Consider the following 24,555-nt stretch of genomic DNA (forward strand, 5'->3'; position numbering starts at 1 on the left):
CAGTGGCTGCGGGGCGTTTTTTTTGTGTCGTATGGCGGGCATACTAGGCCTGTCATTTTTTCTCACAATTCCTCGGTATCGCCCACCCTCATGCTCCGCGCCTTGATTGCCCTTGTCCTGCTTTGCCTGCTCAATCCGGCGTTCGCCGATGACGAGCGTGCGCAAACCCAAAAACAGATAGACGCTGCGCGCCAGGATGTTGCCGAGCTGCAGAAAGTCCTGAACAAACTCCAGGAAGAGAAAGCGGGCGTCCAGAAGGACCTTCGCGCCACTGAAACCGAAATGGGTAAGCTGGAAAAGCAGGTCGAGGTCCTGCAAAAGGAACTAAAAAAGACCGAAACCGAGCTCCAGCGGCTCGACAGTGAGAAAAAAAAACTCAACACCGCTCGCGCTGAGCAGCAACGCCTGATTGCCATCCAGGCCCGTGCCGCCTATCAGAGTGGCCGTCAGGAATACCTGAAACTGCTGCTCAACCAGCAGAACCCCGAAAAATTCGCCCGTACCCTCACCTATTACGACTACATCAGCCAGGCCCGGCTGACCCAGTTGAACAATTTCAATGAAACCCTGCGCCAGCTGGCCAGTGTCGAGAAAGACATCGACCTGCAGCAGGCGCAATTGCTGGTCCAGAAAAGCAACCTGGACAGCCAGAGCGAAGAACTGGCCAAAGTCCGCCAGGAACGCCAGCAGGCACTCGCCAAGATCAATCAGGATTACAAGGCCCGGGACCAGAAGCTCCAGGCACGCCAGCAGGATCAGGCCGATCTGGCCAAGGTGCTGAAGACCATCGAGGAAACCCTCGCCCGTCAGGCTCGCGAAGCCGAGGAAGCGCGTCAGAAAGCACTGGTTGCGGCCCGGGAAGCCGAAGAGCAGCGCCAGCGTGCCGCCAGCAGCAGCCGAAATAATGATGAACCCGCGCCGAAGCGACCAGTCAAAGCCCCCGGCGCCATGGTTTCCAGTGCCGGCGCGTCGTACGGCGGCGCTTTTGCCGAAGCCAGGGGTAAACTTCCCTGGCCTGTCGATGGTCGATTGCTTGCCCGCTTTGGTGAAGCCCGTGGAGATGACGAGCGGACCAAGTGGGATGGTGTGATGATCAGCGCTGCTGCCGGAAGCCAGGTCCATGCCGTGCATGGCGGGCGTGTGGTTTTCGCTGACTGGTTGCGCGGCGCCGGTCTTCTGGTCATTCTCGACCATGGCAACGGATATCTGAGCCTGTATGGTCACAACCAGAGCCTGCTCAAGTCGGCAGGCGACATCGTGAAGGCCGGTGAGGCAATATCCACCGTAGGCAATAGCGGCGGTCAAGACACATCAGCGTTGTATTTTGCTATTCGTCAGCAGGGTCGCCCCAGCGATCCAGCCCAATGGTGCCGCACTCAAGGATAAGTCGGCCCCAATATCTGTAGGAGTTCGTTAGACATGCTGCATTTGTCCCGCCTCACCTCGCTGACCCTGGCTATTGCCATTGTGATTGGCTCGCCTCTGGCACTGGCTGCCGAAAAAGCCACGCCAGCACCAGCGCCAGCAGCTGTCGCGCCCGCCAACGCCAAGGCACCGCTGCCGCTCGATGAGCTGCGCACCTTTGCCGAAGTCATGGATCGGGTCAAGGCCGCTTATGTCGAGCCGGTGGACGACAAGACCCTGCTGGAAAACGCCATCAAGGGCATGCTCAGCAACCTTGACCCGCACTCGGCCTATCTGGGCCCGGAAGACTTCCAGGAGTTGCAGGAAAGCACCAGCGGCGAGTTTGGCGGCCTGGGTATCGAGGTCGGCATCGAAGACGGTTTCGTCAAGGTGGTTTCCCCGATCGACGACACCCCGGCATCCAAGGCCGGCATCGAGGCTGGCGACCTGATCGTCAAGATCAACGGCGCACCGACTCAAGGTCAGACCATGCAGGAAGCGGTCGACAAGATGCGGGGCAAGATCGGTGAAAAGATCACTCTCACGCTGGTTCGCGATGGCGGCACGCCATTTGACGTGACGCTGGCTCGCGCCACCATTCAGGTCAAGAGCGTCAAGGCGCAGATGCTGGAGAACGGCTACGGCTATATCCGCATCACCCAGTTCCAGGTCAAGACGGGCGACGAAGTCGGCAAGGCACTGGCCAAGCTGCGCAAGGACAACGGCAAGAAAATGAGCGGTCTGATCCTGGACCTGCGCAACAACCCGGGCGGCGTACTGCAGTCGGCGGTGGCCGTGGCGGATCACTTCCTGACCAAGGGTTTGATCGTCTACACCAAGGGTCGCATCGCCAACTCCGAACTGCGCTTCTCCGCCGACCCGGCAGATGCCAGCGAAGGCGCGCCTCTGGTGGTGCTGATCAACGGCGGCAGCGCCTCCGCCTCGGAAATCGTCGCCGGCGCCCTGCAAGACCAGAAGCGCGGCATCCTGATGGGCACGGACAGTTTCGGCAAAGGCTCGGTGCAAACCGTATTGCCGCTGAACAACGACCGCGCCCTGAAGATCACCACGGCGCTGTACTACACGCCTAACGGTCGCTCCATTCAGGCTCAGGGCATCAACCCGGACATCGTTGTGCGCCGCGCCAAGGTCACCAACGAAGCGGACGGCGAGAACTACAAGGAAGCCGACCTTTCCGGCCACCTGGGCAATGGTAACGGCGGTGCCGACAAGCCGACCGTCAAGGGCGGCGCAGCGGCCAAGGCGCGTCCGCAGGATGAAGACTTCCAGCTCAATCAGGCGCTGAGCCTGCTCAAAGGCTTGAGTATCACCCGCGGCAACTAAGGCATGCGTTTTCTCTCATGCCTGCTGCTGGCCTTCTCGCTGACCGGTGTTGCCCATGCGGCACCCGACGGCGAGAAGGCTGACAAGCCGCCCGCCATCTATCTGAGCCTGATCATCGACGATCTGGGCCAGAACCCCGCTCGTGACAGCCGCACTCTCGCCCTTCCCGGCCCCGTGACGCTGGCGATCATGCCCGACACGCCTCATGCCACCGATTTCGCCCGACAAGCCCACGCTGCCGGCAAGACGGTCATGCTGCACATGCCGATGGACCCGGCGACCGGCCCGTATGCCTGGCATCCCGGCCTGCCCTTGCCCGAGCTTGAAAGCCGTCTGAACGCCGCGCTGCTCAAGGTGCCTTATGCCGCAGGCATCAATAATCACATGGGCAGCCGCATGACCAGCGAGCCAGTGGCCATGGCCTGGCTCATGGAGGAATTGCAGCGCCGGCACATGTTCTTCGTCGACAGCCGCACCAGCGCCAAGACCGTGGCCGCCGCCGCAGCCCAGCGTATCGGGCTGGCAAGTGTGTCTCGCGATGTATTTCTGGACGATGAACGCACAGCCGAGGCCATTACCCGGCAATTGCAGATCGCGATCAAACTCGCCCATAAACAGGGATCGGTGGTCATCATCGGTCACCCTTACCCCGTGACCCTCGATGTGCTGGAACGCGAGTTGCCCAAGCTCAAGGCACAGGGCGTTGAATGGATCGAGCTGCGCCACATGATCAGCGAGAGAGGCAACAAGGCCATGGCCGGGCATGGGAAGGAAGGGATCTACCGCTGATTACCGACCTGAACGGCTTGAATCTTCCACACGCGCTGTAGGCTCCGCCTGCTTTAAATGTCCCCTGCCATTGCTGCCTTGATAACAGCATCAGCCCCCGCTTAAAGGGACTGATCGTCATAGCTGTTATCAAGGAAGAATCATGAATCTTCGCGTTTTTGCTGGCGCCTGCTGCATCGCCAGCCTTATGCACTTGCCCACCGCCATGGCCCAGGATCTGGGCGAAGGCCTGATTTCTCTTGCCCCGTCAAAAGTGCTGCTCGAAGCAGATGGCCAGAGCACTCACTGGAACGGAATCGGCCGCATAAAGAGCACAAAAGGCTCGCATTGCACCGCCACCCTGATCGATACACGTAGCCCCGGCAGCCCGGACGACGCGCCTGCCTACCTGCTTACCAACGGCCACTGCATCTCTCGACGCAACGGGCTGATCATCACCGACAGTGAAATCGAGGGGACCGTCCAGTTCAACTTTTTCACTGACAGCCTCGCCTACAGCTATCCATTGAAACGCGTTAACTGGAGCAGCATGCAAGGTGTGGATCTGGCGATTGTCGAGTTGCAGCCGACGCTGGCATCGCTGATCGCTGACGGCATCCAGCCACTTCGCCTTACCAACCAGATGCCGGAGGACGGTCGCGAAATCCTGTCCATTGGTGCCCCGCTCTATATCGGCACAGGGCACCTGCGCATGGCGGCCTGCGTTCATCAGTCTTCAGGAGAAATCCTGCAGCGACCCTGGGTCTGGCGTCACACGGTCAGTAACCAGTGCAAGGATATCGCTCAGGGCTCATCCGGCAGCCCATTGCTGACCCGTGATACCGGCGAAGTGTTCGCAGTCTTGAATTTCACCAACCAGCCATCACCCGAAAGCTCTGCGGTAAAGGGTGAAGTGACGTTACCACCCGGTTTCCCGCCCCAGGCTACCGACAGCAACTTTGGCATCCCGGTCACGAGCCTGAACGAATGCTTCATTGATGGCGTGCTCACTACCGATCCCCAGCAGTGCCGGCTCTTTCCTGTGCACTCGATCATCTTTGAGTCACCACCCAGACAATATGTGAAGGTCAGGCTGGATGCTCTGGGCAATGAGGTTTATCCATCGTGGGGCCTGCATTTCAAGGTGGATAAACCTTTCTATCGCTACAAGAAGGCCGACTCGCCGCTGGAATGTGAGAATCCGGTGGGCTACAGCGCCGCGATAACGTCCCGTGATGCCCGTATCGATGACCCGATAGACGCACGGGTCGGCATCAACTGGCTATGTATCATCGGCGTCTCGTCCGCCGATGACCGGCCCAGCCACGGGATGATGCGCAACGCCCTGACACTGGCTGTGGAGTTGCAGGCAGCAGGCCCCACAAGCGACCCGCAAATGCATATTGAAAAGAATCGCTTCGGTACTTATGAGGTCAACTGGTTAAGTGACCCCGGACGCATCGATTACTACACCGCGAAGATCGGCCCGCCCGCAATAACGGATTGCACAGAGCCGCAAGGCTTCAAAAGACGCCTGGGCAGCAATCTGGTACTGCGTACCAAGTCACTGCCCGTGAAAATCTGTACTTACGCCCACGATATCAACGGCCAGCGCTCCAGTGTGCGCGAGGACATTGTGTCCGTGACCCGATGAAGTGTTATTGATAACGCGCCTGAACCTTGTCCACCCAGCCTTCGGCGCGCATGTCATCCAGCTGCTTTTGCAGACGGCTGACAACGTCGTCGGGCGTTTCCTTGTTCAGTGCCAGAAACAGCTCGGCCGTATGGAAGCGCAAGACCGTTTTCAACCCCGTGATGCCTTCCTGCCTGGCCAGATAACGACCAACAGGATCGGCAGTGGCCCACAGGTCGATCTGGCCAGTGGCAAGTTTTCTGGCATTGTCCTGATCCCGCAGCATCAGCACCGGGGTGAAGCTCTTGAGAATCAGGCTCTGGGCAACCGCATCACCTTTATAGGCGCCGACCTGATAAGCCTTGGCCTGCTCCAGATCTGTCAGGGTGATGGTGCTGTCCTCACGGGCCAGCATGACCCAGTCAACCGGGCCGATGGGGCCCACCCATTTGAAGAGTTTTTCCCGCTCGGGCGTACGCACGGTGGAGAACACACCATAGCCGCGCTTTTCCAGCGCCAGCTTGTAGATGCGCTCCCACGGAAAACGCAGGGTCAGGTTGTAGCTGATACCGGCCCGCTTGAACATCTCGCGCACGATCTCGACAGCGATGCCATCGAGGTTGTTTTCCTGTGCGAAGTTCTTGCCGTCCACCGCCATGTTGTAGGGCGGATAGTTTTCGGTCAGCAACACGATCGAAGGCGTCGGCGCATCACTGCCCCGAGCACTCAAACTCAGAAGAGCGCTGGCGCCCAGTAGTGCAAGAAAAAGACGTTTGAACATATTTCGGCACTCGAGCATGACGACCTCGTGCAGAGTGCCGCTATACCATGACAGTGTCTAGCAGTGTCGCTGCAACCGGAAAACTCATGACAGGGCGAGCAAGGGCTGCCCGCCTGCCAATCAACGAACGACGATACCGCGCTGAGCCATGTAGGCCTTGGCTTCGGGCACAGTGTATTCGCCAAAGTGGAAGATGCTTGCCGCCAGAACAGCGCTCGCATGCCCCTCAATGACGCCCGCCGCCAGATGCTCCAGGTTGCCGACGCCACCGGAGGCAATCACCGGAATGCCCAGTGCATCGCTGATGGCCCGGGTAACGCCCAGGTCGAAACCGTTTTTCATGCCGTCCTGGTCCATGCTGGTCAGCAGGATTTCACCGGCACCCAGGTCTTCCATCTTTTTCGCCCACTGCACGGCGTCCAGACCGGTCGGCTTGCGACCGCCATGGGTGAAGATTTCCCAGCGCGGGGTTTCGCCGGGCAGGGAAACCTTCTTGGCATCGATAGCGACCACGATGCACTGCGAGCCGAAACGGGAAGCCGCTTCGCCAACGAATTCCGGGTTGAACACCGCCGCCGTGTTGATCGATACCTTGTCGGCACCGGCGTTCAGCAGGTTGCGGATGTCCTGGACGGTACGCACGCCACCGCCGACGGTCAGCGGAATGAATACCTGACTGGCCATGCGCTCGACGGTATGGAGCGTGGTATCACGGCCATCAACGCTGGCGGTGATGTCCAGAAAGGTGATTTCGTCCGCGCCCTGCTCGTTGTAACGACGAGCAATTTCCACCGGATCGCCCGCATCGCGGATGTTCTCGAACTTGACGCCCTTGACCACTCGACCGTTGTCGACGTCCAGGCAAGGGATGATGCGTTTGGCCAGGGCCATGGGGTCAGTCTCCAAAACAGATCAGACCCGTAGGAGCGAATTCATTCGCGAAATCAGCGTGTCAGACAATGAAGATGTCGACGCTGAAACCGCTTCGCGAATGAATTCGCTCCTACGGTTGGATTAGCGTTGTTCCAGATCGCACAGCGCCTGCGCCTCAGCCACATCCAGCGTGCCTTCGTAGATCGCGCGGCCGGTGATTGCGCCGATGATGCCCGGTGCCTTGGCGTCCAGCAGGGCCTTGATGTCGCCCAGGTTGTGGATGCCACCGGAAGCGATGACCGGAATACGGGTCGCAGCAGCCAGCGCGGCGGTGAACGGGATGTTGCAGCCCTGCATCATGCCGTCTTTGGCGATGTCGGTATAAACGATGGCCGAAACACCATCAGCCTCGAAACGCTTGGCCAGGTCGATGACCTGCACGGTGCTGACTTCAGCCCAGCCGTCGGTGGCGACGAAACCATCCTTGGCGTCCAGGCCGACGATCACTTTGCCAGGGAATGCGCGGCAGGCTTCAGCCACGAACTCTGGCTCCTTGACGGCCTTGGTGCCGATGATGACGTAGCTCACGCCCGCCTTGACGTAGTGCTCGATGGTTTCCAGCGAGCGAATGCCGCCGCCGATCTGGATCGGCAGTTGTGGATAACGCTTGGCAATGGCCGTAACGACGTCGCCATTGACCGGCTGACCTTCGAACGCACCGTTCAGGTCGACCAGATGCAGGCGACGGCAGCCACCGTCGACCCATTTGGCAGCCATGCTCACCGGATCATCGGAAAACACCGTGGAATCTTCCATGCGGCCCTGGCGCAGGCGTACACAGGCGCCGTCTTTAAGGTCGATCGCGGGAATAATCAGCATACTTTTTCCTTCGTCAAAGAGCGGCAAGCGTCAAGCGTGCGTGTCTGTCTAATTCAATTCTTGCAGCCTGAAGCCTGAGGCGTTCAGCTGCTCTTTTCGAGCGACCACAGATCGCTTTCGATGCTCTCGAAACGCTCCTTGAGGAGCTGCTGGGCATCGAAAACCGCTCGGTTGTAATAGTGCGGGGCAATCTCGCTGGTAAAGAACTCCAGCACCTCGGCCACTTCAAACGACCCCAGATCCATTTCAAAGCGCTGGGCGAACAACCGCTTGAGCTTGTCGATGGCCTGCTGCTCCTGTTCAGGAGTGAGGGTAAGAATCGGGGCCTTGGCTCTGGCTTTACTCATGGCGATTACCAGCGACCGTCCCAGGCCACGAAGTTCTGCAGCAATTGCAGGCCATGGGTATGGCTCTTCTCGGGGTGGAACTGCACGGCAAAGCGCGAGCCGTCCGCCAGGGCTGCGGCGAAATCGACGCCGTAATGCCCGCTGCCCACCACCTGACGCTGGTTGGCCGCCTGGATATAGAAGCTGTGGACAAAGTAGAAGCGCGCCCGGTCCGGGATGTCGTGCCACAGCGGGTGATCCACCGACTGGGTCACTTCGTTCCAGCCCATGTGCGGCACTTTCAAGTGCTCGCCCTGCTCTTGCAGGTCCTTGCCGAAGAACTTCACCTGGCCGGGGAACAGGCCGATGCAGTCCACGCCGCCGTTTTCTTCGCTGCGATCGAGCAAAGCCTGCATGCCGACGCAGATCCCCAGAAAAGGACGATCCTTGCTCACTTCACGCACCAGTGCATCGAACTCCAGGCGGCGAATTTCAGCCATGCAGTCGCGAATCGCGCCCACACCCGGAAACACGATGCGGTCGGCTTCGCGAATCACTTTGGCATCGCTGGTGATCAGCACACGACCGGCGCCCACATGCTCGAGCGCCTTGGCGACCGAGTGCAGGTTGCCCATGCCGTAATCGATGACAGCAACCGTCTGCATCAGAGCACACCCTTGGTCGAAGGCATTTGCCCGGCCATGCGCTCATCCAGCTCGACCGCCATGCGCAGGGCGCGACCGAATGCCTTGAAGACGGTTTCGATCTGGTGGTGAGTGTTGGTGCCGCGCAGGTTGTCGATGTGCAGGGTCACGTTGGCGTGGTTGACGAAGCCCTGGAAGAATTCCTGGAACAGGTCCACGTCGAAGCCACCGACCACGGCACGGGTGTAAGGCACATGCATCTGCAGGCCCGGACGACCGGAGAAGTCGATGACCACGCGGGACAGGGCTTCATCGAGCGGCACATAGGAATGGCCATAGCGACGGATGCCTTTTTTGTCCCCGATAGCCTGGCTGAATGCCTGGCCCAGGGTGATACCGACGTCTTCCACGGTATGGTGGTCGTCGATTTCCAGGTCGCCTTTGCACTCGATATCAAGGTCGATCAGCCCGTGCCGGGCGATCTGGTCGAGCATGTGCTCAAGGAAAGGAACTCCGATATCGAATCGGGCCTTTCCGGTGCCATCCAGGTTGATCGAGGCTTTGATCTGGGTTTCCAGGGTATTGCGCTCGACGGATGCCTTACGTTCGGCCATCACCAGCTCCGCAAAATCATTGGGCGAAAAAGATGACCATTATAGGCCCAGATGCGGCCGGCATGAAGCAAACAGACGAGGGGAAGGCAAGATGATGGCGGTTTGTCGGAGTTGAGGGGGCAAAATCGACGATTTCACGCCCCTCAAGCCTGCCGACACACGCTTGCGGAAGGTTTTACGCAGGTTTTCCGGCAAACAGGCTGCCCAGCGCATCGCAGAACTTGCCGATATTGGCTTCGTTCAGCCCGGCCATGCACACCCGGCCGCTGCGAATCAGGTACACGCCATATTTTTCACGCAGCTCATCGACCTGTTCAGGGCTCAGGCCGGTGTAACTGAACATGCCGCTCTGGCGAAGGATGAAGCTGAAATCACGGCTCGGGACTTTCTGTTCCAGTGCGGTCACCAGCTTCTGACGCATGTCGATGATGCGCAGGCGCATGTCTTCGACTTCACTCAGCCACTCGTCGCGCAGTTGCGGGGTGTTAAGTACACGGGCAACCACCTGCGCGCCATGGGCTGGCGGGCTGGAGTAGTTGCGGCGCACAGTGGCCTTGAGCTGCCCCAGTACGTTGGTGGCTGAAGCCACGTCCTCGCAGACGATGGACAGACCGCCGACCCGCTCGCCATACAGCGAGAAGATTTTCGAGAACGAGTTGCTGATCACGGTGGTGATGCCAGCGCTGGCCATCGCCCTGATCGCATAGGCATCTTCATTCATGCCCTTGCCGAAACCCTGATAGGCGGTATCGAGGAACGGAATGAGCTGGCGGCTCTTGATCAGCTCGATCAGTCGGTCCCACTGCTCCACCGACAGGTCGGCGCCTGTGGGGTTGTGGCAGCAAGGGTGCAGCAGCACGATGCTGCGCGCCGGCAAGGTCTGCAGCTTGTCCAGCATGGCTTCGAAATCAACGCCACCCGTGCTGGAATCGAAGTACGGGTAAGTGTGAACCTTGAAACCCGCACCACCGAACAGCGCGTGGTGGTTTTCCCACGTCGGGTCGCTGACCCAGACCTGGGATTCAGGGAACGCATACTTCAGGAAGTCCGCACCGACCTTCAACGCACCGGAGCCGCCCACGGTCTGGATGGTCGCCACACGACCTTCAAGCAACGCAGGATGATCGGCACCGAACAGCAGGTTCTGCACGGCCTCGCGATAAGGAGCCAGACCTTCCATCGGTAGATAGAGAGAAGCGGCCTGCTGCTCGCTTTCGGCCACTTGCTGCAAAGCACGGATTGCCGAAGCCAGAGGCGGGATGCGCCCTTCGGCGTCATAGTACAGACCGATACTGAGGTTGACCTTGTCCGCACGCGGGTCCTTCTGGAAGGTTTCCATCAGCGACAGGATCGGATCTCCGGCGTAGGACTCTACGTGGGCTAGCATGCGCAACAACTCCTCTTGTTTAGTGAATCAGGCCGAATAGCGATCGGATCGGTGGTTTTGCGCAATGATGAAATTCAGCAGCACGGCACCGACTATGGAAGCTACCAGAGTCGGCAGGCTGATGAACGTCAGGGAAGCGACAAGCACGCAAATATCCACACCCATCTGCAGCCAGCCTGCCTTGAAACCATATTTATCCTGAAGATACAGCGCAAGAATATTCACGCCACCCAGGCTGGCCCGGTGCCTGAACAGGATCAGAAAACCCACCCCCAGAATCAGGTTACCCAGCACCGAGGCATAAAAGGGCTGCAACTGATCGATGTGGATGAACAGGGCATGCTGATCGGAAAAGAAGGATACCAGCCCCACGGCACAAAAGGTCTTGAGCGTGAACAGCCAGCCCATCCGGCGAAAGGACAGGTAATAGAACGGCAGGTTGAGGGTGAAGAACGCCACGCCGAAAGGCACGGCAAAGGTGTAGTGGAAAAACAGTGCAATGCCTGCCGTACCACCCGTCATGACACCCGCCTGGCGCAGCATCAGCACGCTGAAGGAAATCAGGATGGTGGCGATGACCAGGGCGAATACGTCTTCCTGGGCCGAGTGACGGGTATCAAGACTGTTGGGCACGGCTGTATGGGTTGTCATCTGGGCGCTCAGGCAGGATCGATGCAGGTGAATGACAGCGCTCTTGACCCAGCAACGCCATGGCAACTCACGATATGAGCATAAATCCTACACAATACGACCAATCTTAGCCAACAAATACAACTTTACGCACACTAACAACTATAAAAACAACATATATGCATCATTTACGCACACCAATAACGCGCATGTGCCATAACAGTGCAGCGCTTTATACTGTCACCACGCTGTTTTCCTTCAGGCGCTCCAGAACAACTGCTGTCTTTATATGCGCAACGCTGTCGCTTGCAGTAATACACTCCATCAACTTGTTGAGACTATCGAGGTCGGCAACAGCAACCTTGAGCGTATAATCCGCGTCCCCTGTCGTCTTGTATGCGTCGATGATCGAACTGAGGTCGGCAACCAGTGCCTGGAATATCTCCCGATATTGCGTGTTGTGGCTGACCAGACGGACTTCGATCATTGCCAAAACCTCGCGGCTCAGGGCTTGTGGAGCGATGCGGGCGTGATAGCCCAGGATCAGATGGTCCTGCTCCAGACTGATTCTGCGACGCGAGCATTGCGATGCCGAAAGCCCGACCAGATCGCTCAGCTCCTGATTGGTCAGGCGGCCATTGGCCTGAAGCAGGGTCAGGATCTTCAAGTCGAAGTCGTCGATTTCATTCATTTTCATTGAGGGCAATCGCTCGTACCAGAGAGTTCAGGCCGGGAAGCCTATCAGTTTCAAAGCATCAACAGCGACCGCCCGAAGTGCATCACCGGACCACAAGAGAGATGGCACCTGTCTTGCAATCGAGGCCAATCGTAAAGCCAATGATGGCCATACCAGCCGATCCGTTATTAATACTTGCAGGGATTTTCAATGACCCAATCAACGCCGCCCGATCAACTGCATCGGGGTTTGAAGAATCGGCATATCCAACTGATCGCGCTGGGTGGCGCCATCGGTACGGGGTTGTTTCTAGGAATTGCTCATACCGTCAGCATGGCTGGCCCTTCGGTGATTCTGGGTTATGCGATTGCAGGTCTGATCGCATTTTTCATCATGCGCCAGTTGGGCGAGATGGTGGTCGAGGAGCCGGTCGCCGGAACCTTCAGCCACTTCGCCAACAAATACTGGGGCAACTTTGCAGGCTTCATGTCCGGCTGGAACTACTGGGTCCTGTATGTGCTGGTCGGCATGGCCGAGCTTACCGCGGTCGGGGTGTACGTCCAGTACTGGTGGCCAGACGTCCCTACCTGGGTTTCGGCAGCCGTGTTCTTCGTGATCATCAACCTGATCAACCTCAGCAGCGTAAAGCTGTACGGTGAAATGGAGTTCTGGTTCTCCATCATCAAAGTGCTGGCCATCGTCGGCATGATTGTCTTCGGCGCCTATCTGCTGGCCAGCGGCAATGGCGGCCCGGACGCTGCCGTAGCCAACCTGTGGCAATACGGCGGCTTCTTCCCCAATGGCGTCAGCGGACTGGTGATGGCCATGGCCTTTATCATGTTTTCGTTCGGCGGCCTGGAGCTGATCGGCATCACCGCAGCCGAAGCGCAGGACCCTCAGCGCAGCATTCCGCGCGCGACCAATCAGGTGATCTACCGCATCCTGATTTTCTATGTGGGCGCGCTGGTGGTTCTGCTGTCTCTGTACCCATGGCAGAAAGTGGTGACCGGCGGCAGTCCTTTCGTGATGATCTTCCATGAGATGGACAGCGATGTAGTCGCGACCGTACTGAACGTCGTGGTCCTGACGGCTGCACTGTCGGTCTACAACAGTTGCGTCTACAGCAACAGCCGGATGATGTTCGGCCTGGCCAAGCAGGGTAACGCACCCAAGGCGATGCTCAAGATCAACGCCCGTGGCGTACCGGTCAATGCCCTGGCGATTTCGGCGCTGTCTACAGGCACCTGTGTACTGATCAACTACCTGATGCCGGAGCAGGCCTTCAAATTGCTGATGGCTCTGGTGGTGGCGGCTCTGGTACTCAACTGGGTCATCATTACCATTACCCACCTGAAATTCCGTAACGCCAAACGCCAGGCCAACGAAACCACGCTGTTCAAGAGCTGGGGCTATCCGGCCACCAACTACATCTGCCTGGCTTTCCTGTTCGGTATTCTGGTGATCATGCTGTTCACGCCGGGGATCAGCATCTCGGTGTACATGCTGCCAGTCTGGCTGATCGCACTGGGCGCGGCCTACGCCGTCAAGACCCGCAACGCACCTGCCGCCTTCGCGGACAAGTCAGCCACCCGATAAACAGGCATAAAAAAAGCGCTTGCACATCCTGTGCAAGCGCTTTCTTTTTACCCGACTGTTTTAGTTGAACAGTACGGCCGTCTTTTGCAGGGTGACCCACACGCCCCACGCCAGAGGAACACCAACAGCCAGCCAGGCCAGAATAACCAGCGGCTTGCTGCCTTCAGACGCTTTCCACTCCAGAGAAGTGGTGACAGAAGCGTTCTTGTCGAGGCCGATGGCTTGTTCAGCAGCCAGTTCGGCGTCAGTCATGAAGTACTTGTCGGCAACCGGACGAATCAGCAGGTTGCAGATGAAGCCCAGTACCAGCATGCCGGCCAGGATGTACAGCGTGATGTCGTAGGCTGCAGCACGGGCAACGCCGTGGCTGAGCTGATATTCACGCAGGTAGTTGACCAGAACCGGACCCAGTACACCGGCAGCCGCCCAGGCGGTCAGCAGACGACCGTGGATTGCACCGACCATTTGCGTACCGAACAGGTCAGCCAGATAGGCAGGAACGGTCGCGAAACCACCGCCGTACATCGACAGCACGATACAGAAGGCACCCACAAACAGCGCGATGCTGCCCAGATGGCTCAGGGTCGGAACCGATGCATACAGCACGAAGCCCAGGGCAAAGAACACAAAATAGGTTGCCTTGCGGCCGATGTAGTCGGAGCACGAAGCCCAGAAGAAACGACCACCGATGTTGAACAGGCTCAACAGACCGGTGAAGCCTGCCGCGATGGCAGCGATGGCTTTCAGTTGATCGGCATTCAGCTGGCTGAAGGTCAGATCGTTACCCAGCAGTTTACCGGCGAACACTTCCTGCAGCAGTGGCGAAGCCATGCCCAGGATACCGATACCGGCCGAAACGTTCAGGCACAGCACCAGCCATACCAGACGGAATTGCGGAGTTTTCCAGGCCACGCTGACGTGCACGTGACGATTGGTGATCATCGCGTTGCTGGCCTTCTTGGCAGGAGCCGTCCAGCCTTCAGGTTTCCAGCCGGTCGGTGGAACGCGGTAGCCCAGGGCGCCGCCCATCATGAAGACGAAATAAATCACCGCCATCACCGCGAAGCTCTGCCATACGCCCACGCTTTCAGCCGAAGCGAAGTAGCCCATCAGCGCGGTTGCCAGTGGAGCACCCACCATCGCACCGCCGCCGAAGCCCATGATCGCCATGCCGGTCGCCATGCCGCGCTTGTCCGGGAACCACTTGATCAGGGTCGAAACGGGGGAGATATAACCCAGGCCCAGGCCGATACCACCGATCACACCGGAACCGAGCCACATCAGCCAGATCTGGTGAGTGTAGATACCGAGCGAGGAGATCAGCAGACCGCCACACCAGCACAGAGCCGAAACCACACCGGCCTTGCGCGGGCCTGCGTGTTCGAGCCAGCCACCCCAGATGGCAGCAGAGCAGCCCAGGAAGATGAAGAACAGTGTGTAGATCCAGCCCAGCATGGAGATCTGCCAGTCACAGGTCGACGCGAACATCTGTGCGAAGAAACCCATGTCAGGTGTGCAGGCAACCGGCGCAGTGATACCGATAGCCTTGGAAAGCGGCAACCAGAATACCGAGAAGCCGTAAGCCATACCGATACAAAGGTGAATTGCCAAAGCAGCGGGCGGAACCAGCCAACGGTTGAAACCGGGCTTGGCGATGATGCGTTCCTTGGACAAGAACGCAGGTTGAGCGGTGGCGCCGCCCAAAGCTGTACTTGTGCTCATTGTGATTACCCCCAGATGTGTAATGCTCGCAGGATTAATGCGCTGGTCCGCTCACAGTCTCCATGCCTGACGGCCATGACTGTTTTTTTATCGGGCGGTATCCAGAGGCGTGGCAAAAGGCCGCACCTTACCAGCGATGGCGAGAGACTAACACTTACCAAGGGCCGTAAGTATCTTGTTACATCAATTAATTACTTACCCAATCCACGCCATCTATGAAGTAATAGACACAATCAATTGCAGACAGAGGAAATACAATGCCGGTCTTAGTTGGGATTATTAATTCCCCCACTTATCAGGATCAGGAAGATCTGCAAAAGATATATCGCGACGCACCGCAATGGCTGTTTGCCCCCTTCAGCGATGCGGCGCAATTGATTGAAATGAGCCTGAGTGACGGAACACTTCTGGCGGGACGCTTCAATGACCGGCTGCTGGGCGCTGCACGCCTGGAGCAGACCGGTGATATCTGGCGGCTGTCACATCTTTGCGTGCGCGCCCTCACCCGTCGGCGCGGTGTTGCAGAGCGACTGGTGGCCCATGCACAGAAATCGGCCCGCGATGCAGGTTGCGAACTACGCTTGCAGACAACCGCCGAGCTTCCTGAAGTCCTGGCCCTTGCGGCCAAGCTCGACGTGCCGCTGGAAATCGCAAGCATCTGACCCCGCGCAGCAGCCCAAGGCATCCAAAGCCCCCGACACTCGTTAGAGCGGTATACTCGTGGGCTATTTTTTGAACGATCGATAACAAGGACTCGCCCATGAAAGCGTTCGGCAAAATCCTGGGACTGTTTATTCTCGGGTTGTTGCTGATCATCGTGGCTCTCGGCTTCGCCTTGACCCATCTGTTTGATCCCAACGACTACAAAGACGAGATTCGCCAACTGGCACGCGAAAAGGCAAACGTCGAGCTGACGCTCAACGGCGACATCGGCTGGAGCCTGTTTCCCTGGCTGGGCCTTGAGTTGCATGACGCCAGCGTCGCCAACCTGAGCGCGCCCACGGCGCCATTTGCCGACCTGCAGATGCTCGGGTTATCGGTTCGTGTACTGCCGCTGTTGCGTCGCGAAGTCCAGATGAGCGATGTGCGGGTAGAAGGCTTGAACCTGCGCCTCAACCGCGATGAAAACGGCCATGGCAACTGGGAAGACATCGGCAAGCCGGCCACCGCCACTGCTGCCACGCCGACACCCGAGCAGCCTTCGGGCACAACGCCTGTGCCGCCAGCGGACAAACCCTCGCGCCCCGTCAAGCTGGATATCGACAGCCTGACGGTCAATAACGCCCGGGTCGAGTACAGCGATGCCCGCAAAGGCCGGACCCTCACTGCCGAAAGCATTCAATTGAGCACCGGCGCCATCCGCGAAGCCTCGGACATCCCGGTCAAACTTACCGCGTTCCTCAGCACCAACCAGCCGGTTGTGCGCATCAGGACCGAACTGGTAGGCGACGTGCGACTGGACCGCGCCCTCAAGCGCTATCAATTCGAAGACATGCGCCTGTCGGGCGAAGCGGCTGGCGAACCCTTGCAGGGCAAGACCGTGACCTTCGCCGCTCAGGGCCAGTTGCTGGTCGACCTTGCCGCCAACATCGCGGAATGGAACAGCCTCAAGATTTCCGCCAACCAGTTGCGCGCTCTTGGCGAACTGCGTGCCCGCGACCTGGACAAGACTCCGCAGATCAGCGGCGGCCTGTCCATCGCCCAACTCGATGTGCGCACCTTCTTCGACAATATCGGCCACCCGCTGCCTGCCATGGCCGACGGCGCGCTGAGCAAGGTCGAAATGGTCACCCGCCTGAACGGTACGCCGAACAGCCTCGCGCTCGAAGAGCTGAACCTCAAGGTCGATGACAGCACCTTCACAGGCCGCGTCGCCATTGACGACTTCGCCAAGCAGGCACTGCGTCTGCAACTCAAGGCCGACACTTTCAATGCCGATCGTTACCTACCGGCCGAGAGCGAAGAAAGCAAAGGTGCCAAGGCGGCGCGTCAGTCCGAAGTGCAAAGCGGTGAAGCCGCCGCCCTCGCTGGCAACACGCCGCTGCCGGACCAGCCTACCAAGGCCGCCTGGAGCACAGCCAAGCTGCTGCCTCTTGAGCGTCTGCGCACCCTCGACGTCCAGGCCGACCTGAACTTCGGCAAACTGACCCTCGACAAACTGCCCATCGACAATGCCGTGCTCACCACCCAGGCACAGAACGGCGTCATCAGCGTCGAAAGCCTGCGCGGCGACCTCTACAACGGCAACTTCGACATCAAGAGCAACCTCGACGCCCGCCAGGACATTCCTCTGGCCAGCGTGCAGGCCAAGGTCAACCGGGTTCCGGTCGAGCGTCTCCTGCAAAGCCAGGGGCAGACACCACCGGTCAAAGGCCTGCTGAACCTCAACAGCGACCTGACCGCCAAGGGCAACAGCGAAAAAGCCCTCGTCGACAGCCTCAACGGCACGGCCAGTTTTGTGCTCAACAATGGCGTGCTGGTCAACGCCAACCTTGAACAGCAACTGTGCCAGGGCATCTCGACCCTCAACCGCAAGACGCTCAGTGGCGAACCTCGCGGCAAGGACACGCCCTTCCAGCAGCTCAACGGCAACCTGACCATCCGCAATGGCGTGGCCAGCAACCCTGACCTCAAGGCTCGCATCCCGGGCCTGACCGTCAACGGTAACGGCGATGTCGACCTGCGCGTGCTGGGCATGAACTATCGCCTGGGCATCATCATCGAAGGCGACAAGAGCGACATGCCGGACCCGGCCTGCGAGGTCAACCCGCGTTATGTGGGCATCGAGTGGCCAGTCCAGTGCCGAGGCCCGCTTGAACTGGGTGCCAAGGCGTGCCGTATGGACAAGGAAGGCATCGGCCAGATCGCGGCGAAGCTCGCTGGCGACCGGATCAGCGAGAAGCTCGAAGAAAAGCTGGATGAGAAGCTCGGTGACAAGGTCAATCCGGAACTCAAGGACGCCCTCAAGAACCTGTTCAAACGATGAGAGCCGATTCTGCAATGCAACCCGAGCAATTCTCCCAGGCAGTACTGAACTGGTACGACCGTCATGGCAGACACGATCTGCCATGGCAACAAGGCATTACCCCGTACCGGGTGTGGGTGTCGGAAATCATGCTGCAACAGACCCAGGTCAGCACGGTACTGAACTACTTCGACCGCTTCATGGAGGCGTTGCCCACCGTGCAGGCCCTGGCTGAAGCGCCGGAAGACGAAGTGCTGCATCTGTGGACCGGGCTGGGTTACTACACCCGCGCCCGCAACCTGCAGAAGACGGCAAAGATAGTGGTTGCCGATCACGGCGGTGAGTTTCCTCGTGACGTGGAACAACTCACCCTGCTGCCCGGCATCGGTCTGTCGACGGCGGGCGCCATTGCCAGCCTGAGCATGGGCATTCGAGCGCCAATTCTCGACGGCAACGTCAAGCGCGTCCTTGCCCGCTACACCGCGCAGGAAGGCTACCCGGGCGAGCCCAAGGTCGCCAGGCAGCTTTGGGCCACCGCCGAGCGCTTCACGCCCCACAGCCGTGTGAACAACTACACCCAGGCGATGATGGATCTGGGCGCCACGCTCTGCACCCGCAGCAAACCCAGTTGCCTGCTGTGCCCGCTGGAGCGTGGCTGCGAAGCGCACCTGCTGGGCCTGGAAACCCGCTACCCGATTCCCAAGCCCCGCAAGACCGTCCCGCAGAAGCGCACCCTCATGCCGATGCTCGCCAACCGCGACGGCGCGATCCTGCTTTATCGTCGCCCTTCCAGCGGTCTGTGGGGCGGTCTGTGGAGCCTGCCGGAGCTGGATGACTTCAACGACCTCAAAGACCTGGCGCTGCAACACTCCCTGGAGCTGGGCCAGCATCACGAACTGCCGGGACTGGTCCACACCTTCAGCCATTTCCAGCTGAGCATCGAACCCTGGCTGGTACAGGTCCAGGAGTCTGCCCATCACGTGGCCGAAGCCGACTGGCTCTGGTATAACCTCGCCACCCCGCCGCGCCTGGGCCTCGCCGCCCCGGTGAAAAAGCTGCTCAAACGCGCGGCCGACGTATTGAATGCAGGAGAGTCGTCATGACCCGCACCGTAATGTGCCGCAAATACAAAGAAGAACTGCCCGGCCTGGAACGCGCTCCGTATCCGGGTGCCAAGGGCGAAGACATTTTCAACAACGTCTCGCAGAAAGCCTGGGCCGACTGGCAGAAACACCAGACCCTGCTCATCAACGAACGTCGCCTGAACATGATGAACGCCGAAGACCGGAAATTCCTCCAGACCGAGATGGACAAGTTCCTTTCCGGCGAGGAATACGCCAAGGCCGAAGGCTACGTTCCCCCCGAGAAATAAAGCGTTTCCAGCAATGAAGGTCGTAAGCGTCGGTAATAATTCAAATTTTTTTCAACATGACGCTTGACGACCTCCTGAAAAACACGTCTAATGCGCCCCGTTGCCCAGATAGCTCAGTCGGTAGAGCAGGGGATTGAAAATCCCCGTGTCGGCGGTTCGATTCCGTCTCTGGGCACCACTAATTAGATTCAGGTGGTGTCAAAGCCATCTGAAAAACAGAAACCCGCCTAGTGCGGGTTTTTTGTTGTCCGGGATTTAACCTCAAGCTGCAAACATCCCCGCCGCCATAGGTGCTCAATACCTTTGCAGAAACATCAGGATAAATCTCAAACGTTGTAAGCCTATAGATTTATAAGTAAAAATCCGTGCATTACTTATAAAAGACCTATATTTTGCCTGTAAACACGATCAACTGGACCAGAAAAGCCGTTAAGCAGCTCCTGAAACTGCATTCCCGGCATCAAATTCAGATTCGCGATGCGGTGACCACCCTCAGCACCATGCCGGACGTCACCAACGTCAAGGCCCTGAACCAACACGAATACGGGTATAGGCTGCGGGCAGGCAATTATCGCGTTCTGTTCGACTGGGATGGAGCAATCAGGATAGTCAGCATTCAAGAGGTTAAAAAACGCGATGAACGCACCTACTGACGTTCAAATCATCAATGGACCGGATGGCAAACCGGCCTTTGTGGTGATTCCTTACGAACAATACGTTGCACAACATCACCGCGACACGAATCTGATCCCACACGAAGTGGTCAGCCGCATCGTCGATGGGGCCTCCCCTATTCGCGCCTGGCGTGAGCACCTGAACCTCACTCAAGAAGAGGTGGCCAGGCGCATGAATATCAGCCAACCAGCCTACGCCCAGCAAGAAACAGTCGCCAAGCCACGCAAGGCCACACGCGAGAAAATTGCAGCTGCATTCGGAATCAGGGCGGATCAGTTGGAGCTGTAGGCTATCGGACAAGCCTGGCCCTGCGCTCTAGGATGCCCACAGAAACATCCCTACCCCACTGCTGCTCCCAGCGCAAATCCCGCTCAATAATTTCTGCCCACCCCAACAAGCCTTTGCTATATTCGAGCAACATCAAACAGCCAGCCCACCCGCTCAGGCGATGCGAACTCAGGGATTTATCAGCAGAAGGATCTGTCATGAAGTTCACCACCTTCCTCCTCGCAGCACTTCTCGCTGCAACCTCTCTTTCTGCAATCGCACACGGCGGCCGGACCGACAAGCAAGGCTGTCATAACGACAAGAAGGCCGGCACCCGGCATTGTCATTGACTGCGGGCGTAGCCCTGACGGAGACCAGTATGCCTTTGAACAAACCCAACCAGGACCTGCGTCGCGACCTGCAAGGCATCGCCTCCGATCTGAAATGGTCGGCGGTTGAGCTGATGCGTATTGCGGAGCGGCTTAGTACTTCAGGCAATGAGCCGGACGCCCAGGCCGTGCTGCGCATATGCAGCGTGATGCAGGCCGGGGAAGAGAAGCTGCAAGCGGTGACAAATGAGGTGTCACTGGGCAGGCTGGTACAGGCTCGTTCTTGAACACATGGAGCTGAAGGCAGTCACCGGAAATTAATTTTCCATGGCGATGGAACCGAATTCGCTCACCGGCCACTCACCTGTAACCCTTGCCGTTTTCAGGGCTGACAATCGCCACAGCCCGCCCCTCCAGCATCCCGATTCACAGCGCATGCCAGCCTTCAAGGCAACCCGGCAGACCTCATCAGACATGTCCACGCCCTTGGTTATTCAGACCGTCTGGGGTTCAATGTCGACCATTGCCCTTATCGCCTGCCAAAGGACCCGCTCATGGCCTCGCCAGACAAACAGCAAAAACGCGCAAAGCGCGCGAAGATCAAAGCCAAGCAGAACCGCTCGGGCAAGGCGACACAAAATGTCGTTCACCCGGTATTCGCTTCAGCCCTCGTGAATCAGCCGTTCGACGACGTGCAAATCGATCTGAACACCTTCGACTTCCAGGACATCGTCGAAAACGGTTTCGACCCGGCCGACTACGAAGACCTGTTCGAGGCCATGAAGGCTGCCGAAGCCATCAGCCTGCTGGCGCTGTGCGCGGTCTTCCTGCAATACCCGGTTCTGGCACTGGTTATCAGCGAAGAAGAGGAAGAACAGGCCACCGACTTCATGATGAGCCTGCTCATCAGCTACCGCGCCCTGTACCACGATGAAGACGAAGACGCCGCCTTCGAATGGATCGGCAGCCCGGCGTTCCAGACTGATTACAGAAAGGCCTCCGAGTTGCTGATGATGCGAGACTCAAAAGGGCACCGTTGAAAATGACACAAAAGCGTCATGCCCCCCACAATAACGACAAGAGCGCTCTAAACAGCAGGTTTCATCTAAAGCAGGCTTAAGCTTCTACCCGAAAACCCGATACATCTGCATACGCGCCTGTTCAGGCGCTCCTTAACGCAGTACATCGGATGAACTCGGGAGCGGGTATGTATTTGAGAAACATGAAAATTGCCAAGCGTACCCTGGCCTGTTTCACGTTTATGGTTGCCTTGGTTGTGGGGCTCGGCATTTTCAATATCCAGCAAATGAGCAACATTCGCTCAGAAGGCCTGGAAATTGAAAACGACTCGATGCCCGGAATTGCACTGGGCGACGACATCACCCTGGCATTTGCCAATACCCGCATCGCCATCCTCAGAATGATCTCGAGAAGCCCGACAGAGATCGAGCAGGCGTATAACGATCTGCTGAAGGAAGAGGACAAGTTCTACAACGCGGTCAAAGCCTATAAGCCACTCATCAATACTGATGCCGAGCAAAACCTGATCGCCAGTATCGAGTCCACTTACAAGTCCTACGCCGACGGCGCCGGGCAAGCCTACAAGCTCATCAGGGATAACCAGCCGGACGCTGCTCGCCAGGTCATCAGGGTGGACATGCCAAAGAGTGCCGAAGCCATGACCGCTGCGCTCTCCAGACTGGAAAAGGTCAACGACGACGCAGAAGCAGAGTCCAGCGCAAGTGCGACGGCAGCGTATGAAAATGCCAAGACCATTTCCATTTCGGTCATGATCCTGGCGGTGCTGGCAACTGTTGCTCTAGCCTGGCGCCTGACCCAGAGCCTTGCCGCTCCCATCAACCAGGCCCTCAAAGCCTCGGAAGTTTTTGCGTCGGGAGATCTGCGTCCGCTCGATGTGGACAGTCGCGGCGTCGACGAAGTCGCCTTGCTGCTGCAATCGATGGAGCGCATGCGCAAAAACCTGCAGGCCACCCTGAATCAGGTCGACGACGCGGCACAGCAGCTATCGTCCGCCACCAGCCAGATGAGCAGTCTGATGGCCAGCAGCAACGCCGACCTGGTCACCCAGAACAGTGAAATCGAAATGGCAGCCACTGCCGTGACCGAGATGAGCCAGGCGGTTGACGAGGTTGCGCGCAGCGCAGTGTCGACATCGGAAGAATCGAAATCATCGTCACGCTCGGCACAACAAGGGCAGGAAGAGCTCAAGCAGACCGTCAATTCCATCACTGAACTGACCCGCAATGTCAGCAGCGCATCAGAGCAAGCGCAGCAACTGGCAAGTCGTACACTGGAAATCAGCAAGGTTCTGGAAGTGATTCGCTCGGTATCCGAACAGACCAACCTGCTGGCCCTCAACGCCGCAATCGAAGCTGCTCGCGCCGGCGATGCAGGCCGAGGCTTCGCCGTCGTCGCCGACGAGGTTCGGGCGCTGGCACACAGAACCAATGAGTCGACTCAGGAAATCGAATCCATGATCGGCCATATCCAACAAGGCACCAAAAATACGGTGTCGGCGCTGGAAATCAGTACCGAGCAGGCTCAACGCACCAAAGGCCAGGCTGAATCCGCTAACGCAGCACTGGCGATCATTGCCAGCTCGGTGATGGTGATCGACGATCGCAACACCGTAATCGCCAGCGCATCAGAAGAGCAGGCACAGGTCGCCCGCGAAGTGGACCGCAACCTGGTACGCATCCGCGACCTTTCCGCACAATCAGCCGTAAGAGCGGATGAGACGAACAACGCAAGCCATGCCCTGGCGACACTGGCTACAGAACTGAACACCACCTTGCGTCAGTTCAAGTTGTGATGCGTGCGGATGAGCGGATCACACCCGCTCATCCACGAACAGGCCGCGCACTCAATGCAAATGCACTGCTTTGAATACCATCAATTGATTCTTTTTCTGGCCGCGTGATAGACGACCTCATTGTCACGTCGACCGACTGCAATCACCAAGACAACAAGCCTGGCATCTATGACCTCGTAAACCAGTCTGATGCCACTGGCTCGCAGCTTGATCTTGTAACACCCAGGCATATCTCGCAGCTTGTCAGCCTGAACCTTGGGCTCCAGCAATCGTGACCGCAGTTTTTTCAGTAGCTGAAGCTGAACTGTCTTGTCCAGGTCGTCGTATTCTTTTTTGGCATCTATCAAAAACTCAAGCGTGTAAGTTCCTGCGGTATGAGGGACCGACTTATCGCTTCTCTGCCTCGGCGATGAGGTCATTTATATCTACCTTCACAGTGCGGCCACCTCTGCGCTCTTTGATCTTGCGGGCAAGCGCAGCGTCATCGAGCAGATCGAGAAGCTCTTCATATCGTTCTGGCGAAAGAATGTAGAAAGCAGGCTCATTACGATTAAGGATCACCATCGGGTCGCCATTGCTTTCACGATACGTCCCCATGGGATCTTTCTTGAGGTCAGTCACAGACGCAGCGACTTCCGCCAGCAGTGCGTATGCCATTGTTTTTCTCCTGTCGACCCAAGGCCGAGTCACATAATGGTGCCTAAAAAAGTACTTTAAAAAGCATATTTAAATATACACAAAAAACGGCCGTTCTCATTTATCGAGAACGACCGTTCAGGGTCATGCGCTATTTTTTGCTTACGGCTGCAAGTGCGAATCGGGCGGCGCTCCGCTCAT

27 protein-coding genes, 1 tRNA gene and 1 pseudogene are annotated in these 24,555 nt (G+C 58.2%); 17 read left to right on the forward strand and 12 right to left on the reverse strand.

From position 1 onward, the window contains the following. Window positions 1-90: 90 nt before the first annotated feature. The 4 genes from KQP88_RS23960 to KQP88_RS23975 all read left to right on the forward strand — a co-directional run bounded on the left by KQP88_RS23960 (window position 91) and on the right by KQP88_RS23975 (window position 5,170). Window positions 91-1,386 carry a murein hydrolase activator EnvC family protein gene (locus tag KQP88_RS23960; RefSeq protein WP_095068294.1) on the forward strand — a complete coding sequence of 432 codons (1,296 nt, stop codon included), beginning with the start codon at window positions 91-93 and terminating at the stop codon, window positions 1,384-1,386. Window positions 1,387-1,419: 33 nt separating this feature from the next. Then, entirely contained in the window at window positions 1,420-2,748 is a 1,329-nt protein-coding gene (locus tag KQP88_RS23965) for a S41 family peptidase (RefSeq protein ID WP_216704368.1), read from the forward strand. 3 nt (window positions 2,749-2,751) lie between these two features. After that, the gene (locus KQP88_RS23970; protein WP_216704369.1) at window positions 2,752-3,537 is read left to right on the forward strand and encodes a divergent polysaccharide deacetylase family protein; all 786 of its coding nucleotides are present in this window, start codon (window positions 2,752-2,754) and stop codon (window positions 3,535-3,537) included. Between the two features lie 142 nt (window positions 3,538-3,679). After that, on the forward strand, window positions 3,680-5,170 hold the full coding sequence (locus KQP88_RS23975; RefSeq protein ID WP_216704370.1) for a trypsin-like serine peptidase: 1,491 nt from the start codon (window positions 3,680-3,682) through the stop codon (window positions 5,168-5,170). 4 nt (window positions 5,171-5,174) lie between these two features. Here the strand turns inward: KQP88_RS23975 and KQP88_RS23980 are convergent, their stop codons facing one another. The 9 genes from KQP88_RS23980 to KQP88_RS24020 all read right to left on the reverse strand — a co-directional run bounded on the left by KQP88_RS23980 (window position 5,175) and on the right by KQP88_RS24020 (window position 11,980). Beyond that, window positions 5,175-5,930, reverse strand: coding sequence for a substrate-binding periplasmic protein (locus tag KQP88_RS23980; RefSeq protein ID WP_122321633.1), 756 nt, complete (start codon window positions 5,928-5,930; stop codon window positions 5,175-5,177). A gap of 120 nt (window positions 5,931-6,050) precedes the next feature. Then, window positions 6,051-6,821 (reverse strand): imidazole glycerol phosphate synthase subunit HisF, encoded by a 771-nt coding sequence (hisF, locus tag KQP88_RS23985; protein WP_025262438.1) that lies wholly within the window; start codon window positions 6,819-6,821, stop codon window positions 6,051-6,053. A 123-nt stretch (window positions 6,822-6,944) separates the two neighbouring features. After that, the gene (gene hisA / locus KQP88_RS23990) at window positions 6,945-7,682 is read right to left on the reverse strand and encodes a 1-(5-phosphoribosyl)-5-[(5-phosphoribosylamino)methylideneamino]imidazole-4-carboxamide isomerase (RefSeq protein ID WP_095068268.1); all 738 of its coding nucleotides are present in this window, start codon (window positions 7,680-7,682) and stop codon (window positions 6,945-6,947) included. An 83-nt stretch (window positions 7,683-7,765) separates the two neighbouring features. Beyond that, window positions 7,766-8,029 carry a DUF2164 domain-containing protein gene (locus tag KQP88_RS23995; protein WP_095068267.1) on the reverse strand — a complete coding sequence of 88 codons (264 nt, stop codon included), beginning with the start codon at window positions 8,027-8,029 and terminating at the stop codon, window positions 7,766-7,768. A 5-nt stretch (window positions 8,030-8,034) separates the two neighbouring features. Continuing rightward, window positions 8,035-8,673 carry an imidazole glycerol phosphate synthase subunit HisH gene (gene hisH / locus KQP88_RS24000; RefSeq protein ID WP_025262441.1) on the reverse strand — a complete coding sequence of 213 codons (639 nt, stop codon included), beginning with the start codon at window positions 8,671-8,673 and terminating at the stop codon, window positions 8,035-8,037. Beyond that, window positions 8,673-9,266 (reverse strand): imidazoleglycerol-phosphate dehydratase HisB, encoded by a 594-nt coding sequence (hisB, locus tag KQP88_RS24005; protein WP_025262442.1) that lies wholly within the window; start codon window positions 9,264-9,266, stop codon window positions 8,673-8,675. Before hisB ends, hisH begins: the two co-directional genes overlap by 1 nt. Before the next feature lie 175 nt (window positions 9,267-9,441). Then, on the reverse strand, window positions 9,442-10,653 hold the full coding sequence (locus KQP88_RS24010; RefSeq protein ID WP_216704371.1) for an amino acid aminotransferase: 1,212 nt from the start codon (window positions 10,651-10,653) through the stop codon (window positions 9,442-9,444). 27 nt (window positions 10,654-10,680) lie between these two features. Next, window positions 10,681-11,304: a YitT family protein gene (locus tag KQP88_RS24015; RefSeq protein WP_122321629.1), complete on the reverse strand. Its 624-nt coding sequence runs from the start codon at window positions 11,302-11,304 to the stop codon at window positions 10,681-10,683. 211 nt (window positions 11,305-11,515) lie between these two features. Continuing rightward, entirely contained in the window at window positions 11,516-11,980 is a 465-nt protein-coding gene (locus tag KQP88_RS24020; RefSeq protein WP_232924609.1) for an Lrp/AsnC family transcriptional regulator, read from the reverse strand. A gap of 189 nt (window positions 11,981-12,169) precedes the next feature. On the opposite strand from KQP88_RS24020, the gene KQP88_RS24025 reads away from it, so the two are divergent. Beyond that, window positions 12,170-13,555 carry an amino acid permease gene (locus tag KQP88_RS24025; RefSeq protein WP_216704372.1) on the forward strand — a complete coding sequence of 462 codons (1,386 nt, stop codon included), beginning with the start codon at window positions 12,170-12,172 and terminating at the stop codon, window positions 13,553-13,555. Between the two features lie 60 nt (window positions 13,556-13,615). Here KQP88_RS24025 and KQP88_RS24030 read toward each other — a convergent pair whose 3' ends face one another. After that, on the reverse strand, window positions 13,616-15,277 hold the full coding sequence (locus tag KQP88_RS24030) for an OFA family MFS transporter (protein WP_200986528.1): 1,662 nt from the start codon (window positions 15,275-15,277) through the stop codon (window positions 13,616-13,618). Window positions 15,278-15,534: 257 nt separating this feature from the next. Here KQP88_RS24030 and KQP88_RS24035 point away from each other — a divergent pair, with 257 nt between their 5' ends. From KQP88_RS24035 to KQP88_RS25675, 12 genes and pseudogenes are all read left to right on the forward strand, one after another. After that, window positions 15,535-15,939 carry an acetyl-CoA sensor PanZ family protein gene (locus tag KQP88_RS24035; RefSeq protein WP_216704373.1) on the forward strand — a complete coding sequence of 135 codons (405 nt, stop codon included), beginning with the start codon at window positions 15,535-15,537 and terminating at the stop codon, window positions 15,937-15,939. Between the two features lie 98 nt (window positions 15,940-16,037). Continuing rightward, window positions 16,038-18,263, forward strand: coding sequence for an AsmA family protein (locus tag KQP88_RS24040; protein ID WP_216704374.1), 2,226 nt, complete (start codon window positions 16,038-16,040; stop codon window positions 18,261-18,263). 14 nt (window positions 18,264-18,277) lie between these two features. Beyond that, window positions 18,278-19,345 (forward strand): A/G-specific adenine glycosylase, encoded by a 1,068-nt coding sequence (gene mutY / locus KQP88_RS24045; RefSeq protein WP_025262450.1) that lies wholly within the window; start codon window positions 18,278-18,280, stop codon window positions 19,343-19,345. Continuing rightward, window positions 19,342-19,614, forward strand: a complete 273-nt coding sequence (locus tag KQP88_RS24050; protein ID WP_025262451.1) for an oxidative damage protection protein — start codon at window positions 19,342-19,344, stop codon at window positions 19,612-19,614. The genes mutY and KQP88_RS24050 overlap by 4 nt, the downstream gene beginning before the upstream one ends. A gap of 102 nt (window positions 19,615-19,716) precedes the next feature. Then, window positions 19,717-19,792, forward strand: a tRNA-Phe gene (locus tag KQP88_RS24055). A gap of 214 nt (window positions 19,793-20,006) precedes the next feature. Continuing rightward, entirely contained in the window at window positions 20,007-20,267 is a 261-nt protein-coding gene (locus KQP88_RS24060) for a type II toxin-antitoxin system RelE family toxin (RefSeq protein WP_216704375.1), read from the forward strand. Further along, window positions 20,251-20,577: a helix-turn-helix domain-containing protein gene (locus KQP88_RS24065; RefSeq protein ID WP_216704376.1), complete on the forward strand. Its 327-nt coding sequence runs from the start codon at window positions 20,251-20,253 to the stop codon at window positions 20,575-20,577. Before KQP88_RS24060 ends, KQP88_RS24065 begins: the two co-directional genes overlap by 17 nt. A 197-nt stretch (window positions 20,578-20,774) precedes the next feature. Continuing rightward, window positions 20,775-20,906, forward strand: coding sequence for a YHYH domain-containing protein (locus KQP88_RS24070; RefSeq protein ID WP_200993812.1), 132 nt, complete (start codon window positions 20,775-20,777; stop codon window positions 20,904-20,906). Window positions 20,907-20,935: 29 nt separating this feature from the next. Continuing rightward, window positions 20,936-21,172, forward strand: a complete 237-nt coding sequence (locus tag KQP88_RS24075; protein ID WP_200993813.1) for a hypothetical protein — start codon at window positions 20,936-20,938, stop codon at window positions 21,170-21,172. Window positions 21,173-21,439: 267 nt separating this feature from the next. Then, complete coding sequence (locus tag KQP88_RS24080; protein WP_200993814.1) at window positions 21,440-21,925, forward strand: hypothetical protein; 486 nt, start codon at window positions 21,440-21,442, stop codon at window positions 21,923-21,925. Window positions 21,926-22,107: 182 nt separating this feature from the next. Continuing rightward, window positions 22,108-22,863, forward strand: a pseudogene (locus KQP88_RS25670) (MCP four helix bundle domain-containing protein); the annotation flags it as partial. Between the two features lie 126 nt (window positions 22,864-22,989). Then, window positions 22,990-23,718, forward strand: coding sequence for a methyl-accepting chemotaxis protein (locus KQP88_RS25675; RefSeq protein WP_374011494.1), 729 nt, complete (start codon window positions 22,990-22,992; stop codon window positions 23,716-23,718). 80 nt (window positions 23,719-23,798) lie between these two features. On the opposite strand, the gene KQP88_RS24090 is transcribed toward KQP88_RS25675, so the two are convergent. After that, the gene (locus KQP88_RS24090; RefSeq protein WP_216704378.1) at window positions 23,799-24,137 is read right to left on the reverse strand and encodes a type II toxin-antitoxin system RelE family toxin; all 339 of its coding nucleotides are present in this window, start codon (window positions 24,135-24,137) and stop codon (window positions 23,799-23,801) included. Next, window positions 24,106-24,375 carry a type II toxin-antitoxin system Phd/YefM family antitoxin gene (locus tag KQP88_RS24095; protein ID WP_117167450.1) on the reverse strand — a complete coding sequence of 90 codons (270 nt, stop codon included), beginning with the start codon at window positions 24,373-24,375 and terminating at the stop codon, window positions 24,106-24,108. The genes KQP88_RS24090 and KQP88_RS24095 overlap by 32 nt, the downstream gene beginning before the upstream one ends. Between the last annotated feature and the right edge of the window lie 180 nt (window positions 24,376-24,555).

This window comes from Pseudomonas lijiangensis (assembly GCF_018968705.1).
GTDB lineage: Bacteria > Pseudomonadota > Gammaproteobacteria > Pseudomonadales > Pseudomonadaceae > Aquipseudomonas > Aquipseudomonas lijiangensis.

Coding starts and splice junctions, on each gene's coding strand:
- KQP88_RS23960 (WP_095068294.1), top strand. CDS start 91: ATGCTCCGCGCCTTGATTGCCCTTGTCCTGCTTTGCCTGCTCAATCCG.
- KQP88_RS23965 (WP_216704368.1), top strand. CDS start 1,420: ATGCTGCATTTGTCCCGCCTCACCTCGCTGACCCTGGCTATTGCCATT.
- KQP88_RS23970 (WP_216704369.1), top strand. CDS start 2,752: ATGCGTTTTCTCTCATGCCTGCTGCTGGCCTTCTCGCTGACCGGTGTT.
- KQP88_RS23975 (WP_216704370.1), top strand. CDS start 3,680: ATGAATCTTCGCGTTTTTGCTGGCGCCTGCTGCATCGCCAGCCTTATG.
- KQP88_RS23980 (WP_122321633.1), bottom strand. CDS start 5,930: ATGTTCAAACGTCTTTTTCTTGCACTACTGGGCGCCAGCGCTCTTCTG.
- hisF (WP_025262438.1), bottom strand. CDS start 6,821: ATGGCCCTGGCCAAACGCATCATCCCTTGCCTGGACGTCGACAACGGT.
- hisA (WP_095068268.1), bottom strand. CDS start 7,682: ATGCTGATTATTCCCGCGATCGACCTTAAAGACGGCGCCTGTGTACGC.
- KQP88_RS23995 (WP_095068267.1), bottom strand. CDS start 8,029: ATGAGTAAAGCCAGAGCCAAGGCCCCGATTCTTACCCTCACTCCTGAA.
- hisH (WP_025262441.1), bottom strand. CDS start 8,673: ATGCAGACGGTTGCTGTCATCGATTACGGCATGGGCAACCTGCACTCG.
- hisB (WP_025262442.1), bottom strand. CDS start 9,266: ATGGCCGAACGTAAGGCATCCGTCGAGCGCAATACCCTGGAAACCCAG.
- KQP88_RS24010 (WP_216704371.1), bottom strand. CDS start 10,653: ATGCTAGCCCACGTAGAGTCCTACGCCGGAGATCCGATCCTGTCGCTG.
- KQP88_RS24015 (WP_122321629.1), bottom strand. CDS start 11,304: ATGACAACCCATACAGCCGTGCCCAACAGTCTTGATACCCGTCACTCG.
- KQP88_RS24020 (WP_232924609.1), bottom strand. CDS start 11,980: ATGAAAATGAATGAAATCGACGACTTCGACTTGAAGATCCTGACCCTG.
- KQP88_RS24025 (WP_216704372.1), top strand. CDS start 12,170: ATGACCCAATCAACGCCGCCCGATCAACTGCATCGGGGTTTGAAGAAT.
- KQP88_RS24030 (WP_200986528.1), bottom strand. CDS start 15,277: ATGAGCACAAGTACAGCTTTGGGCGGCGCCACCGCTCAACCTGCGTTC.
- KQP88_RS24035 (WP_216704373.1), top strand. CDS start 15,535: ATGCCGGTCTTAGTTGGGATTATTAATTCCCCCACTTATCAGGATCAG.
- KQP88_RS24040 (WP_216704374.1), top strand. CDS start 16,038: ATGAAAGCGTTCGGCAAAATCCTGGGACTGTTTATTCTCGGGTTGTTG.
- mutY (WP_025262450.1), top strand. CDS start 18,278: ATGCAACCCGAGCAATTCTCCCAGGCAGTACTGAACTGGTACGACCGT.
- KQP88_RS24050 (WP_025262451.1), top strand. CDS start 19,342: ATGACCCGCACCGTAATGTGCCGCAAATACAAAGAAGAACTGCCCGGC.
- KQP88_RS24065 (WP_216704376.1), top strand. CDS start 20,251: ATGAACGCACCTACTGACGTTCAAATCATCAATGGACCGGATGGCAAA.
- KQP88_RS24070 (WP_200993812.1), top strand. CDS start 20,775: ATGAAGTTCACCACCTTCCTCCTCGCAGCACTTCTCGCTGCAACCTCT.
- KQP88_RS24075 (WP_200993813.1), top strand. CDS start 20,936: ATGCCTTTGAACAAACCCAACCAGGACCTGCGTCGCGACCTGCAAGGC.
- KQP88_RS24080 (WP_200993814.1), top strand. CDS start 21,440: ATGGCCTCGCCAGACAAACAGCAAAAACGCGCAAAGCGCGCGAAGATC.
- KQP88_RS25675 (WP_374011494.1), top strand. CDS start 22,990: ATGGCAGCCACTGCCGTGACCGAGATGAGCCAGGCGGTTGACGAGGTT.
- KQP88_RS24090 (WP_216704378.1), bottom strand. CDS start 24,137: ATGACCTCATCGCCGAGGCAGAGAAGCGATAAGTCGGTCCCTCATACC.
- KQP88_RS24095 (WP_117167450.1), bottom strand. CDS start 24,375: ATGGCATACGCACTGCTGGCGGAAGTCGCTGCGTCTGTGACTGACCTC.